16 protein-coding genes and 1 riboswitch are annotated in these 13,986 nt (G+C 69.5%); of the genes, 8 read left to right on the forward strand and 8 right to left on the reverse strand.

Translation table 11 applies throughout. The features are described from left to right. Positions 1–69 precede the first annotated feature (69 nt). A complete protein-coding gene (locus tag ACP4E5_RS21380) occupies positions 70–297 on the reverse strand; it encodes a hypothetical protein (RefSeq protein WP_425831059.1) in 228 nt (75 codons plus the stop codon). 77 nt (positions 298–374) lie between these two features. Here ACP4E5_RS21380 and ACP4E5_RS21385 point away from each other — a divergent pair, with 77 nt between their 5' ends. After that, positions 375–665: a hypothetical protein gene (locus tag ACP4E5_RS21385; RefSeq protein WP_425831061.1), complete on the forward strand. Its 291-nt coding sequence runs from the start codon at positions 375–377 to the stop codon at positions 663–665. Between the two features lie 4 nt (positions 666–669). Here the strand turns inward: ACP4E5_RS21385 and ACP4E5_RS21390 are convergent, their stop codons facing one another. Next, complete coding sequence (locus tag ACP4E5_RS21390) at positions 670–891, reverse strand: hypothetical protein (protein ID WP_425831063.1); 222 nt, start codon at positions 889–891, stop codon at positions 670–672. A gap of 116 nt (positions 892–1,007) precedes the next feature. On the opposite strand from ACP4E5_RS21390, the gene ACP4E5_RS21395 reads away from it, so the two are divergent. The 4 genes from ACP4E5_RS21395 (at position 1,008) to ACP4E5_RS21410 (ending at position 3,918) form a co-directional block, all read left to right on the forward strand. Continuing rightward, a complete protein-coding gene (locus ACP4E5_RS21395; protein WP_425831065.1) occupies positions 1,008–1,847 on the forward strand; it encodes a helix-turn-helix domain-containing protein in 840 nt (279 codons plus the stop codon). Next, positions 1,828–2,058, forward strand: a complete 231-nt coding sequence (locus ACP4E5_RS21400; RefSeq protein WP_425831067.1) for a DUF397 domain-containing protein — start codon at positions 1,828–1,830, stop codon at positions 2,056–2,058. The genes ACP4E5_RS21395 and ACP4E5_RS21400 overlap by 20 nt, the downstream gene beginning before the upstream one ends. A 253-nt stretch (positions 2,059–2,311) precedes the next feature. After that, positions 2,312–3,217 (forward strand): hypothetical protein, encoded by a 906-nt coding sequence (locus ACP4E5_RS21405; protein ID WP_425831069.1) that lies wholly within the window; start codon positions 2,312–2,314, stop codon positions 3,215–3,217. Between the two features lie 59 nt (positions 3,218–3,276). After that, positions 3,277–3,918 (forward strand): Uma2 family endonuclease, encoded by a 642-nt coding sequence (locus ACP4E5_RS21410; protein WP_425831071.1) that lies wholly within the window; start codon positions 3,277–3,279, stop codon positions 3,916–3,918. 12 nt (positions 3,919–3,930) lie between these two features. On the opposite strand, the gene ACP4E5_RS21415 is transcribed toward ACP4E5_RS21410, so the two are convergent. The 5 genes from ACP4E5_RS21415 to thrC all read right to left on the reverse strand — a co-directional run bounded on the left by ACP4E5_RS21415 (position 3,931) and on the right by thrC (position 8,531). Beyond that, positions 3,931–4,134, reverse strand: coding sequence for a hypothetical protein (locus ACP4E5_RS21415; RefSeq protein WP_425831073.1), 204 nt, complete (start codon positions 4,132–4,134; stop codon positions 3,931–3,933). Positions 4,135–4,346: 212 nt separating this feature from the next. Further along, positions 4,347–5,972, reverse strand: a complete 1,626-nt coding sequence (gene groL, locus ACP4E5_RS21420; RefSeq protein WP_266712587.1) for a chaperonin GroEL — start codon at positions 5,970–5,972, stop codon at positions 4,347–4,349. 309 nt (positions 5,973–6,281) lie between these two features. Further along, complete coding sequence (locus tag ACP4E5_RS21425) at positions 6,282–6,488, reverse strand: cold-shock protein (RefSeq protein WP_030576453.1); 207 nt, start codon at positions 6,486–6,488, stop codon at positions 6,282–6,284. A 432-nt stretch (positions 6,489–6,920) separates the two neighbouring features. Further along, positions 6,921–7,196, reverse strand: a complete 276-nt coding sequence (locus tag ACP4E5_RS21430) for a ubiquitin-like small modifier protein 1 (RefSeq protein WP_326018284.1) — start codon at positions 7,194–7,196, stop codon at positions 6,921–6,923. A gap of 36 nt (positions 7,197–7,232) precedes the next feature. Next, positions 7,233–8,531, reverse strand: coding sequence for a threonine synthase (thrC, locus tag ACP4E5_RS21435; protein WP_425831076.1), 1,299 nt, complete (start codon positions 8,529–8,531; stop codon positions 7,233–7,235). Between the two features lie 18 nt (positions 8,532–8,549). After that, positions 8,550–8,707, reverse strand: a riboswitch (SAM riboswitch). 173 nt (positions 8,708–8,880) lie between these two features. Here thrC and ACP4E5_RS21440 point away from each other — a divergent pair. From ACP4E5_RS21440 to ACP4E5_RS21450, 3 genes are all read left to right on the forward strand, one after another. After that, positions 8,881–9,828, forward strand: a complete 948-nt coding sequence (locus ACP4E5_RS21440) for a glucosyl-3-phosphoglycerate synthase (RefSeq protein WP_425831078.1) — start codon at positions 8,881–8,883, stop codon at positions 9,826–9,828. 38 nt (positions 9,829–9,866) lie between these two features. Beyond that, positions 9,867–11,690: an isopeptide-forming domain-containing fimbrial protein gene (locus ACP4E5_RS21445; RefSeq protein ID WP_425831080.1), complete on the forward strand. Its 1,824-nt coding sequence runs from the start codon at positions 9,867–9,869 to the stop codon at positions 11,688–11,690. Positions 11,691–11,776: 86 nt separating this feature from the next. Further along, complete coding sequence (locus ACP4E5_RS21450; protein ID WP_425831082.1) at positions 11,777–13,162, forward strand: alpha,alpha-trehalose-phosphate synthase (UDP-forming); 1,386 nt, start codon at positions 11,777–11,779, stop codon at positions 13,160–13,162. On the opposite strand, the gene otsB is transcribed toward ACP4E5_RS21450, so the two are convergent. Beyond that, a complete protein-coding gene (gene otsB / locus ACP4E5_RS21455; RefSeq protein WP_425831084.1) occupies positions 13,139–13,969 on the reverse strand; it encodes a trehalose-phosphatase in 831 nt (276 codons plus the stop codon). The genes ACP4E5_RS21450 and otsB overlap by 24 nt on opposite strands. Positions 13,970–13,986 lie beyond the last annotated feature (17 nt).

Here is a 13,986-nt window from a genome sequence, read left to right on the forward strand (position 1 = left end):
ACTGATCCCGGTCACCACAAAAGGGCGGCACCCCACGGCATGGGGTGCCGCCCTTCGCGTACGTACGGACTAGTGGAGCGGCTCGTAGGACCCGGTGTAGTACACACCCGGCCGCAGCACCCCCGTCAGCGCACCCAGCGCCTGCGCCGCCTCCCACTCCTCGTCCGACATGATCACGGTGCCCGAGTCCTCCGGCACCGGATCATGATCGGCGGAGGCCGCGGAAGCCCCTGCTCCCACCAGCGCTCCCGCCGCCAGAACGGTCGCCGTCACCCGCACACGCAAGCTGTTCGTCATGCCCACCCAACGAGCCGTGTCACCCACTGGTCACCGCTCCACGTGCGCCCGGCCCGGCCCTCCCGCATCCTGAGCGCATGGCTGACAGCACCCTTTCGAAGATCTCCTGGACCGAGTTCCGCCCGGACCGGCGCCGCCTGACCGCCGGGGCGGTCCTCACCGGCGTCGGCACCCTCACCGCGATGGCGGGCGTCGGCGTCCTCGTCTACGAACTGGCCCGCGCGGGCCGCACCTGGACCGGCTCCTGGGACGTCCCCCCGTCCGAGCTGGCCACCCGCGCCTTCCACCAGGCCCAGGCAGCGGCGGCCAGCGCCACACGCGCGGGCCGCGACACCTGGCAGAGCTTCTCCGAACAGTCCTCGGCCTGACCGCTCAGGCGCCGCGCCGCCCCTCGTGCAGTACGGCGACGATCCGCATCGCCGTATCGAAGTTCACGCATCCGAGGTCGACGAGCGGATACCCGACCTCGCCCGCGGCCGACACCGGGTCGACCCTCAGCGACGGCAGCACGATGCCCAACACCCCCGTCTCCACCCGCAGTTGAGCGACGACCTCCTCGACCACCCGCAACCGCTCCGCGCTCCGCACCGCCATCACGCACTCCTCCACTCCGAGTTCCGCTTTCGCCACTCAGGGTGACCGGCCCGGCTCTACGCTGACCAGGGGCAGCGGCCCAACAGACGCCGCTGCTGGACCGGGAGTTGATGCACGTGACCGGACCGAAGGACCTCGACCCGTCGTCGCGCCGCGTGATGATCGGCGAAGAACTCCGCCACGCCCGCGAGAGAGCGGGCCTGACCCAACAGTCCCTGGGTGAGCTGCTGTTCGTCAGCGGCTCGTACATGGGCCAGATGGAGGCGGGCACGCGGCGCATCCTGCCGGACATGGCGGTGCGCCTGGACGAGGAGCTGAAGACGGGCGGCTTCTTCGCCCGCAACTGCGAAAAGGCGAACAGGTCGAAGCACCCGGAGCACTTCGCCGAAGCCGCCGAGGCGGAGGCGCTGGCCACCACGATCATGGAGTACGGGGCGATGCTCATCCCCGGACTCCTCCAGACACCGGACTACGCCCGCGCGGTATTCCTCGACTACCAGCCCACGGCACCGGACGAAGTGATCGACAAGCTTTTGTCGGCCCGCGTCGAGCGCGCCCGCCTCTTCGACAATCCAACAACCCCGTTGTTGTGGGCGGTCCTGGACGAGGCGGCCCTGCGCCGACCGGTCGGTGGCCCCGCGGTGATCGCCGCGAACCTGCGCCACATCGCCGACCTGGTCCGCAGACGCCGGGCAGTTGTCCAGGTCCTCCCGTTCGCGGCGGGCGGCCACGCGTCGCTGCACGGATCACTCAAGCTCATGTACTTCGAGGACGCACCGCCACTCACCCTGATCGAAGCCCCCGCAACAGGACGCCTGTTGGACGATCCGGCCACCGTCACCCGCCACCAACTGTCCTACGACCTGCTCAGGGCCAACGCGCTCACGCCGAAACAGTCCCTGGCTCTGCTCGACTCCGTGGCGCAGGATTACGCCCATGAGGAACCACACCCCTGAGTACGCCCCGGACGACGACGCCGCCCGGAGCTGGCGCAAGTCCAACTACAGCGGCGGCGAGGGCAACAACTGCCTCGAAGTCGCCGACACCCACACGCCCGTGACGGGCATCGTCCCCATCCGGGACTCCAAGAACCCCACCGGCCCGAAGCTCGTGCTCCGGGCGGCGGCCTGGTCCGCGTTCATCGCCGACCTGCGCCGCACCCCGTAGCCAACGCCCCGAGGCTCAAGCCCCGAGCCGCGAGCCCTGCTTTCAAGGATCGGGAGATGGGTCTCAACCCACCCTCCCTCCCTGCGAGTTGGCGAAGCCGACGAGCACGTCCGCTAATACCCGACACTTTCTGGCACCGGCTTGCCACGGAGGGTAATCGCGCTCTAGCGTGCCCGATATACGAACGGCCCCCGCCGGTGCGGTAACACCAATGCGGGGGCCTATCCATCAAGATCTCACCCAAGGAGATCCCGTGGCTGACGCCAACTCTAGTGCCGCCCCCGCCCCGACGCACCCAGCATCGCCCACCCCGCCCCACCCCGAAGCGAACCCGGGCTACGGCAAGCGGTCCGCGCCGGACCAACTCCCCCGAACCAGGGCCGACTTCGCGGACCTTCCCGCCCGCGAGGCGTACATCGCCGGATACATCGACCGGCTGCCCGACGGCTCGGACATCTCGGTGAAGACGCTCGCCAACCACCTCCCGTACGGCCAGGCGGCGATGCGCACCGCCCTCAACAACCTGCACCGGGCCGGTCACTTGAGACGCGGCCGCGAACACGTACAGGGCTCCGGGAGCGCACGCTGGGTCACCCGCACCTGGTTCTCCCGCACGGCGCGGGGCGACGCGTGGTGGACGGCATTCGTGAGGGGCGACGTACCGGAGACGGGCCGGGACGCGCCGCCCGAAGAACCACCTCCACGCCCCACCCGCAGCCGCGCACTGCTCCTCCTCACCGCCCTCGGCCGCACGGCGCCGTCGCTGGCCCTGTCCGCCGCCGAATGCGACCGGCTCGCACCGGAGGTGGAGCGCTGGTTCGAGCGGAACGCCACCGAGGAAACCCTGCTGCACGCCCTGACGGCCGGCCTCCCCACACCCGTACACAGCCCGGCCGCACTCCTGCTCCGCCGCCTGACCGACAAACTTCCCCCGCCACCCCCACCACCGGTGAATCGCCCGGTCCTCCGCCTCATCGAGTGCGCGAAATGCCGAGCTCCCGGCCGCCCCGAAGCCCTGCCGGGCGGCTTCTGCACCCCGTGCAACGGCACCCGCCCCGCCTCCCCACCCCCAGGCATCCTCACCCCGGAAGCCGTCCGCACCCGCGTCGCGGAGATCCGCGCGGCGATGCTCCCGCGCCCCGAAAGGGCACGCGTATGACCGCGCCGACGATCCGGACCCGTACATCCGGGGCACGATGGAGGCGAGGAGGCACACCCATGACCCCTGGCACCGCCGACCGCCCTCAGATGAGCATCGAGGACTTCGAGGAGCTGAACCGAAAGGCTCCGGAGACGCTGCGCAACAAGCTCGAATTCCTGAACGGACGGCTGCTCGTGAAGCACGGCCCCATCGACGTCGAGGACTTCGAGGAACTGGCCCGCGTCGCCCCCGAGACGGTGACCTTGGAACTCCTCAACGGAAAGCTAGAGGTCAAGCCCGTGCCGGACGGCGACCACGGAGAGATCACCATGTGGCTGATCCGCCAGTGCATGATGCAGCGCCCCGAACTGGCCCTCTATCCGGAGCAGGGTCTACGGATCGACACGTACAGAAAGGGCTGCATCAAACCGGACGGCGCTCTCGCCCCCATCGGCTACTTCGCCGGACAGGACGAGTGGGCCTCCCCCGACGGCGTCCTCATGGCTGTCGAAGTCACCTCCAAGGACCGCGACGCCGACCGCCACGACCGCCAGGAGAAGCCCCGCGCCTACGCGTACGCGGACATCCCCGTCTACCTCCTCGTCGACCGCGACAACGTCTACCAGAACCGCCGCCCGTACCACTACGGAGCGACGGTCCGCCTCCCCGCCCCGGTCACCATCACCCTCGAAACCGAGAGGCTCAAGGACTACGCCTGACGCCCACCCGCGTCAGCCGGACGCCGGCGTGCCCACGCCGTGCAGCAACGTATCCACGACTCGCGTGGCCAGGGCGTCCACGGCGGCGTCGGTCTCCGGGGACTGAATCGCGGCCTCGTGGATGAGGGCGTAATACACGGTTCGCGCCCAGTCCAGGTCGGCGTCGGGCCGTATCTGGCGTCCCCGCTCGCCGCCGCGACGACGGGCACCGACCACCTCATCGACGGTGGCTCCGTCAAGACCGCCTGACCAACCCAGCCCATTCAAGCCTCGCTCTTTCAAGCCCCGCCGGCGATTGAGGCGCGGGGTCCGGGGCGGGCCCCGAGGCATCGACCACGGGTGAGCGCACGGAAACGCCCGAGGGCGGCACCGACTCGCGAAGAGTCGGTGCCGCCCTCGGGGTTACGGACGGGCTGAACCGAGACGGCTCAGAAGTCCATGTCACCGCCGGGCATGCCGCCACCGGCCGGCGCAGCGCCCGCCTTCTCCGGCTTGTCGGCGATAACGGCCTCGGTGGTGAGGAACAGCGCGGCGATCGACGCGGCGTTCTGCAGGGCGGAACGCGTCACCTTCGCCGGGTCGATGATGCCCTCGGCGATCATGTCGACGTAGTCACCCGTGGCGGCGTTCAGACCGTGACCGACGGTCAGGTTGCGCACCTTCTCCACGACGACGCCACCCTCGAGACCACCGTTGACGGCGATCTGCTTGAGCGGGGCCTCGAGCGCGAGCTTCACGGCGTTGGCGCCGGTCGCCTCGTCACCCTCGAGCTCCAGCTTCTCGAAGACCGCGGAGGCCTGCAGCAGGGCGACGCCACCACCGGCGACGATGCCCTCCTCGACGGCCGCCTTCGCGTTGCGAACGGCGTCCTCGATGCGGTGCTTGCGCTCCTTGAGCTCGACCTCGGTGGCCGCGCCCGCCTTGATGACGGCCACGCCGCCGGCGAGCTTGGCGAGGCGCTCCTGGAGCTTCTCGCGGTCGTAGTCCGAGTCGCTGTTCTCGATCTCGGCACGGATCTGGTTGACGCGACCCTGGACCTGGTCGCTCTCACCGGAGCCGTCGACGATCGTGGTCTCGTCCTTGGTGATGACGACCTTGCGGGCGCGGCCGAGCAGGTCGAGACCGGCGTTCTCCAGCTTGAGGCCGACCTCCTCGGAGATGACGGTGCCGCCCGTGAGGATGGCGATGTCACCGAGCATGGCCTTGCGGCGGTCACCGAAGCCCGGGGCCTTGACGGCGACGGACTTGAAGGTGCCACGGATCTTGTTGACGACCAGGGTCGACAGGGCCTCGCCCTCGACGTCCTCGGCGATGATCAGCAGCGGCTTGCCGGACTGCATGACCTTCTCGAGCAGCGGAAGGAGGTCCTTCACGTTGCCGATCTTCGAGTTGACGATCAGGATGTACGGGTCCTCGAGCGAGGCCTCCATACGCTCCATGTCGGTGGCGAAGTACGCCGAGATGTAGCCCTTGTCGAAGCGCATACCCTCGGTGAGCTCGAGCTCCAGACCGAAGGTCTGGGACTCCTCGACGGTGATGACGCCTTCCTTGCCGACCTTGTCCATGGCCTCGGCGATGAGCTCGCCGATCTGGGTGTCGGCGGCCGAGATGGAGGCGGTGGAGGCGATCTGCTCCTTGGTCTCCACCTCCTTGGCCTGCTCGAGCAGGGCGGCGGAGACGGCCTCGGTGGCGCGCTCGATGCCGCGCTTGAGGGCCATCGGGTTGGCGCCGGCGGCTACGTTGCGAAGGCCTTCGCGAACGAGCGCCTGGGCCAGGACGGTCGCGGTCGTCGTGCCGTCACCGGCGACGTCGTCCGTCTTCTTCGCGACCTCCTTGACCAGCTCGGCGCCGATCTTCTCGTACGGGTCCTCGAGCTCGATCTCCTTGGCGATGGACACACCATCGTTGGTGATCGTGGGGGCGCCCCACTTCTTCTCGAGGACGACGTTGCGACCCTTGGGGCCCAGGGTCACCTTGACGGCGTCGGCGAGCTGGTTCATGCCGCGCTCGAGGCCGCGCCGTGCCTCCTCGTCGAACGCGATGATCTTGGCCATGTGAAGTGGTCCTCCCGGACGGGGTGGATTACGCAAACGGACCGTGCTGGTGCCCGCGACGGACGGCCTGCACGCCTTGTGGTTCCTTGCCCCACCCGGCCTGCGGACCTCACCGACCCGATCCAAGTTTTGTCACTCTCACTGGGAGAGTGCTAAGCCCAATGATTAGCACTCGACCCATGCGAGTGCAAGCGCCTGTCCCAGATCCGCAGGTGAGCGCGGGCAGCACGAAGGGCCCGTCCCCCGGTCTCCCGGGAGGCGGGCCCTCCACGACGTGCGACGTACAAGCTTGCAGTCTGACGCGCGCGTTCAGCCGGCGGCCACGCGGACCATGTCGGCCTGCGGCCCCTTCTGGCCCTGCGAGATCTCGAACTCGACCCGCTGCCCCTCTTCGAGGGTGCGGTAGCCGTCCATCTGAATCGCGCTGTAGTGGACGAAAACATCCGCACCACCGTCGACCGCGATGAAGCCGTACCCCTTCTCCGCGTTGAACCACTTGACGGTGCCCTGAGCCATGCCTAACTCCCCTATTACTGGCCCTTGCGCGGGACCGCACTTCGCGGACCCGGGTCAGACCTCACGCCCCATGGGATATGGGGGTGTGCGCCGGAACGCGTCGACCGCGGCTGAATGTATCTGCCCAACTGCCGTCTGCAACAGGTCAGTCGGACGAGAATTCTGGGCACGTCAGATCGGGGAAACCGGGCCAACTCACCGGATCCCAGGGCAACTCGGGCCGCGTAAATGCCGTAAAAGGCCCGAAAGGGCGGGGCACTTTGGCTACTTCTTGTCGGGCCGCGGGCGAGAACTCATATGCGCCCGTCATGCACCGCGCGGGGAAACGCAGCAGCTTCCCCAACTGTACCGTGCTCAACCATGCAGAATTGCCCCCTCCGTTTCTCTCACGGAGGGGGCAACTCGGTTGACTCTGTGCGGACCCGCTAAAGATCAGCCACCTGCGACGGCCGGGATGATCGAGACCCCTGCACCGTCCGGCGTCGCCGTCTCGAGGCCCTGCTCGAAGCGGACGTCGTCGTCGTTCACGTAGACGTTCACGAAGCGGCGCAGCTTGCCCTGGTCGTCGAGGACGCGGGCGGCGATGCCGGTGTGGTTCTTCTCGAGGTCGGCGATGACGTCGGCGAGGGTGGCGCCCTCGGCGGCGACCTCGGACTGCCCGCCGGTGTAGGTGCGCAGGATGGTGGGGATACGAACGTTGACGCTCATGGCGGTAACTCCTGTTGCTACAAGTGTCGGTCGGACTCAGAGATCGGCGGCGAGGCCGGCCTCGCGGAACGCGTCCAGGCTCGGCCGGATGGTGGCGGTGGCCTGCGAGGAATCGGCAACCGCGTCGAGCGTCTTGAGCCCGTCACCGGTGTTCAGGACCACCGTGGTCAGCGACGGGTCGATCTGGCCCGCCTCGATGAGCTTCTTCGTGACGCCCAGCGTCACACCGCCCGCCGTCTCGGCGAAGATGCCCTCCGTGCGCGCGAGCAGCTTGATCGCGTCGACGACCTGCTCGTCGTTCACGTCCTCCACCGCGCCACCCGTGCGGCGCGCGATGTCGAGGACGTACGGGCCGTCCGCCGGGTTGCCGATGGCGAGGGACTTGGCGATGGTCGTCGGCTTCTGCGGGCGGACCACGTCGTGGCCGCCCTTGTAGGCGACGGAGACCGGGGAGCAGCCCTCGGCCTGGGCGCCGAAGAGCTTGTAGGGCTTGTCCTCGACGAGGCCGAGCTTGATCAGCTCCTTCAGGCCCTTGTCGATCTTCGTGAACTGGGAGCCGGACGCGATCGGGATGACCAGCTGGTCCGGGAGCTGCCAGCCGAGCTGCTCGCAGATCTCGTACGCGAGCGTCTTGGAGCCCTCGCCGTAGTACGGGCGCAGGTTGACGTTCACGAAGCCCCAGCCCTCGCCCAGCGGGTCGCCGATGAGCTCGGAGCAGAAGCGGTTCACGTCGTCGTAGTTGCCCTCGATGGCGACGAGGTCACCGCCGTAGACACCGGCCATGACGACCTTGCCCTGCTCCAGGTCGTGCGGGATGAACACGCAGGACCGGAAGCCGGCGCGGGCGGCGGCGGCGCCGACGGCGCCGGCCAGGTTGCCGGTGGAGGAGCAGGAGAGGGTGGTGAAGCCGAAGGCGCGGGCGGCCTCGATGGCCTGCGCGACGACGCGGTCCTTGAAGGAGTGCGTCGGGTTGCCGGAGTCGTCCTTGACGAACAACTTGCCCTCGGCGACGCCCAGTTCACGGCCGAGGTTGTCGGCCTTGACGAGCTTGGTCCAGCCGGGGTTCAGGTTCGGCTTCTCGGCGACGTCGGCCGGGACGGGCAGCAGCGGGGCGTAGCGCCAGATGTTGGCGGGGCCGGACTCGATCTGCTTGCGGAGCGCCTCGGGGTCGCCCACGGGCAGGTCGTATGCGACTTCGAGCGGACCGAAACACTCGGCGCAGGCGAAGACGGGGCCGAGCGGGACGACGGCGCCGCACTCGCGGCAGGAGAGGCCGGACGCGGGGCCCAGGTCCACGGTGGCGGTGGTTTCGGTGGCGACAGTCTGTACAGCCATGAGAGGCGAGGCCCTTTCTCCTCATCTTCCTCGCGACGCATCTCGCCACGAGACGGATTTGGCACCTTCACTAGCCGGGAGCCTCGCGACGTCGACGGTGACTTGTCGTGACGAGACCGGCTGGAGGGTTGCCGGGGCTTCAACGGGCCGTATCCCTCTGCCCCTCTGGATGAGCGGTATTCGGTTGTGTGAATTCAGTTGTGACCGGCAGGCGACCCCCGACATGCGATGGTCACCGGCCTTGTTCAAGACTGTAACCGACGGCCCGGACCCTTGAGATAGTCGTCCGAACCGCGAGATGGATCACATCCGGATCCGTACGACGGTCTTTACGGAAGGAACCCAGACCGTGCTGGAAGAGGTCGAGCGCTGGCTGAGCAGGCGCTCCTGGGCCGTGGCCGACCATCCCTTGCACCAGCTGATCGCCGCCAAACGCGCGTCGGGTCAGACGGTGAGTGTCGTACTGCCCGCGCTGAACGAACAGGAGACGGTCGGCGAGATCGTCGCCGAGATACGGCGCGCGCTGATGACCGACGCGGTGCCGCTCGTCGACGAACTCGTCGTGATCGACTCCGGCTCCACCGACCGCACCTCGGAGGTCGCCGCGGCGGCCGGCGCGCGCGTCGAGCACCGGGACACGATCCTGCCGCGCGTTCCGGTCAGGCCCGGCAAGGGCGAGGTGCTGTGGCGCTCCCTGTTCGTCACTTCCGGTGACATCGTGTGCTTCGTCGACGCCGATCTGAAGGAGTTCTCCGCGGACTTCGTCTCCGGGATCGTCGGGCCGCTGCTGACCGAGCCGGGCGTGGACTTCGTGAAGGCGATGTACGACCGTCCGCTGGCCGGGGCCGCCGGTCAGGGGGGCCGGGTGACCGAGCTGATGGCGCGGCCGATCCTCAATCTGCACTGGCCCCAACTGGCCGGATTCGTCCAGCCGTTGGGCGGCGAGTACGCGGCCCGGCGCTCGCTGCTCGAACGGCTCCCGTTCCCCGTCGGCTACGGCGTGGAGCTCGGCCTGCTCGTGGACGCGCTGCACACCGTGGGCCTGGACGCGCTCGCCCAGGTCGACGTCGGCGTGCGCAAGCACCGGCACCAGGACGGGCAGGCGCTCGGCAGGATGGCGGCGGCGATCTACCGCACCGCCCAGCTGCGCCTCGCGCGCGGGCACCTGATCAGGCCGGTGCTCACCCAGTTCGAGCGCGGCGAGGGCGGCTTCGAGCCGCGTACCCACGCCGTCGACACGGAGGAGCGTCCGCCGATGATCGAAATCGGTGAGTATGCGGAGCGTCGCGTGGCATAAACGCCGCATAATCGTATGTTTTGCCTAAATTGCCCTTTATGTCGCTTAAACAACTTCAGGGCAAGGCGGCCTGCGCCGTCACCGCCGCCCTCGCCGCCTGCCTGACGGGCCTCGCCCCGAGCCCCGCCGCCGCGGACGTGGTCTCCCCCTTCGCCCAGCGCTACGACGAATCGATCTACGGCGACTTCAAGACCATCGGCAACACGGTCATGGGCTGCCCGACGGACGACGCGGACATGGCCTCGCGCTGCGCCGTCGCCGCGAGCGGCCAGGGCAAGGACAACAACAACACGTTCGTCATGCAGCGGATCAACACCGCAGGGACGACGGCAGGCTACGGCTCCAGCACCGGCCGGGTCACCGTCCCGCCGGGCGCCGAGGTCGCCTACGCCCGCCTCTTCTACGGCGGCAACGACGGCACGTACAAGGGTCCGAGCGGCGCGCAGATGAAGCGCTGCGACATCTCCGGTGCCGACGTGGACCCCTCGCCCGGCGACCCGCTGGACGCGGTCCCCTCGGTCGGCGTGAACGGCGCGGCACCGACCAAGGTCTCCCCCCGGAACCTGGTCAAGGACCCCGGCTCCACGAACGGCCCGCACTACTACACGGGCGAGGCCGACGTCACGGACCTGTTCAGCGGGGTCACAGGCAGCAGCACCCCGGTCCCGGTCTCCGTCGGCGACATCTGGGCACCCACCGGCAAGGGCTGCGTGGCCGGCTGGTCGATGACCGTCGTCTACAAGTACGACGCCCCGAACCGCAAATACGCGCCGGACCGCCGCAACGTCTACATCTACGGCGGCCACGTCCTTCAGCGCTCCACGTCCCCGGCGACCCGGGTCACCGTCGACGGCTTCTACCGGACCTCGGGCACACCGCGGGCCAGCGTGACCGCGTACGAGGGCGACTGGAACACGCCGGGCGACAAGTTCGCGGTCGGCGGGCAGAACATCACCGAGGCGCACACCGGCAACACCAACAACTTCTTCATCTCCGAGGACGACGGCGCCCTCGACCCGAAGATGATCAACAACCTGAGCATCGACGCGAAGGAGTTCGACGTCACGGGCAGCGGCTCCACGAGGGCCGCCGGGTCCGAGCCGATCCCGGTCGGTTCGACCTCCACCACCCTGGACTTCTCCACCAAGGGCGACACCTACGTCCCCTCGGCGCTCGCCCTGTCCGTCCCGGTGCCCGACCTGGAGATCACCAAGACGGCGAGCCCGGCGAAGGTGAAGCCCGGTGACACGGTGACGTACACGGTGAAGGCGAAGAACGTCAGCCGGCTGCCGTACCCCAACGCCAAGTTCACCGACGACCTCACCGAGAACCTCGACGACGCGACGTACAACAACGACGCCAAGGCGAGCATCGGCGACGTCGACTACACCGAGCCGAAGGTCGACTTCACCGGTGACATCCCGGCCGGACGGACCGCGACCGTCACGTACTCCGTGAAGGTCAACGACCCGGTGAGCGGCGACGGCAAGCTCACGAACAGCGTCACCGCGGACACCCCGCGCACCAACTGCGAGGAGGGCTCCACCGACGCGCGGTGCGGCATCGCGCCCGTCATCCAGCAGGCGGCACAGGCGCCGTCGCCGACCAGCCCCTCGCCGACGCCGCCCTCGAGCCCGAGCCCGACCGAGCAGCCGGGTGAGCAGACCACTGAGCCCTCGTCGACCCCGTCGACGGGCAGCCAGAGCCCGCAGGCCCGGCCCACCCCGCCGAACCCGCCGAGCTCCGGCGAGATGGCCGAGACCGGCTCCGACTCGAATCTGCCGCTGTACGGCGGGCTCGCCGTCACGCTGTGCGGGCTCGGCGCGCTGATCCTCGCCGCGGTCCGCGGCCGCAAGCACTGACCCCACCGCAGTCGTCGTATACGGCCGGGCCCCGCCGGGGCCCGGCCTTACGTTTGAACGTTTCCGGGCCGGGCTAGCGTGCCCGTATGAGTTCCACGACGCATGGTGCTGCTGAGGTTCTCGTCGCGTCCAACCGCGGCCCCGTCTCGTACGTCGTCGACGACGCGGGCGGGATCGGGGCGAAGCGCGGCGGAGGCGGTCTGGTGTCGGCGCTGAGCGTCGTCGAGGACAAGCTGTGGGTGTGCTCGGCGCTGAGCGAGGGCGACCGTGAGGCGGTGCGCCGCGGGGTCACCGAGCCCGGGGTGCGGATGCTGGACATCGACGCGGGCGTGCACACGGACGCGTACAACGGGATCGCGAACTCCGTGCTGTGGTTCGTGCACCACATGCTGTACCAGACGCCTCTGGAGCCATCGTTCGGCCCGGAGTTCCGCAGGCAGTGGGCGTCCTACGAGGCGTACAACCGGGCCTTCGCCGAGGCGCTCGCCGAGGAGGCGGCGCCGGGCGCGACGGTGGTCGTGCAGGACTACCACCTGACGCTGGTGCCGGGGATGCTGCGGGAGCTGAGGGAAGACCTGAGGATCGGGCACTTCTCGCACACCCCATGGGCGCCCGTCGACTACTTCCGGATGCTGCCCGACGACATCGCCGATCAGGTCCTGAGGGGCATGCTCGGCGCGGACCGCTGTGCGTTCCTGACGCGGCGCTGGGCGGACGCCTTCACCGACTGCTGTACGCATCTCGTCGGCGGCACGTCCGGGACCCGGATCGGGGTGCACGGGCTCGGCGCCGACGCGGACTTCCTGCGCGAGCGGGCGCACCGCGACGACGTGGAGGAGCGGCTGACGGCGCTGCGCGCGCAGATCGGCGAGGACCGCAAGGTGATCGTGCGGGTGGACCGCACCGAGCTGTCGAAGAACATCGTGCGGGGGCTGCGTGCCTACGAGCTGCTCCTCGATGAGCGGCCCGAGTGGCGGGAGCGGGTCGTGCACGTCGCGTTCGCCTACCCGTCGCGGCAGGACCTGGCCGTCTACCGGGACTACACGGACGAGGTGGAGCGGGTCGCCGAGTCGATCAACGCCCGCTTCGGTACGGAGGGTTGGACGCCGGTCGTGCTCCACGTGAAGGACGACTTCGCCCGCTCCCTGGCCGCGTACCGGCTCGCCGACGTGGCGCTGGTGAATCCGATCCGGGACGGCATGAACCTGGTCGCCAAGGAGGTGCCGGTCGTCTCCGACGACGGGTGCGCGCTGGTGCTCTCGCGGGAGGCGGGGGCGTACGAGGAGCTGGCCGAGGACGCGCTGACCGTCAACCCCTATGACGTGAGCGGTACTTCGCGGGCCCTCGCGGAGGCGCTCGCCATGCCGCGGGACGAGCGGGCGGAGCGTACGAAGCGGCTCGCCGCCGCGGCGACGGCGCTGCCGCCGGGGGCGTGGTTCCTCGACCAGCTAGAGGCGCTGCGCCAGAGCTGAGAGGAACTCGGCGAGTTCGGCGGGGCCCTCCACCAACAGGTCGGCCCTGTCGGCGAGTTCGGGGACGACCGTGTCCGCCGCCACCAGGAGGCCCGGCAGCCCGTCCGAGCGCAGCTTCTCGACCGCCGCGAAGGCCGGGAGGTCGCCGAGGTCGTCGCCCGCGTAGAGGACGGACTCCGCGCCGACCTCCCGTACGTACTCGGTGAGCGCCACGCCCTTGTCGACGCCGGGCGGGCGCAGTTCGAGGACCAGGCGGCCCGGCTCCACGATCAGGCCGTGCCGGGCGGCGAGTTCCGACAGGGGTTCGCGGAGGGTCTCGAAGGCGGCCTGCGGGTCGTGCGCGCGGCGCGTGTGGACGGCGACGGCGCGCCCCTTCTCCTCGATGTACGTGTCGCGCCACAGGCCCAACTCGCCCAGAACACCGGGGAGTTCCGCCCGCACGGTGGCCACGCCCGGGTGCGGGGCGGGGGCGCTGACCGTGCCGGTGACGGCGTCCCAGCGTTCGGCGCCGTAGTGCCCGAGGACGACGAGGTGTTCGAGTCCGGGTACCCCCGCGAAGCCACCGTGCCGGACCGCGACGCTCGCGGGGCGGCCGGTGATCACCGCGACGGAGGCGACCTTGGGGGCCAGCGCCGCGAGGGCCGGTACGGCGGCCGGGTGGGCGCGGGCCTGGTCGGGGTCGGGGACGATGGGGGCGAGGGTGCCGTCGAAGTCGATGGCGATCACGCTCCGCTCGGGGCGGGAGATGATCTTGGCCAGGCCGTCGCGGCCGGCGGTTGTCCGTGGTGCGTGCTCATGGCTGGCCATGCGATTGACGATAGCCG

It is taken from the genome of Streptomyces fractus (genome assembly GCF_049844455.1).
Classification (GTDB): Bacteria; Actinomycetota; Actinomycetes; order Streptomycetales; family Streptomycetaceae; genus Streptomyces; species Streptomyces fractus.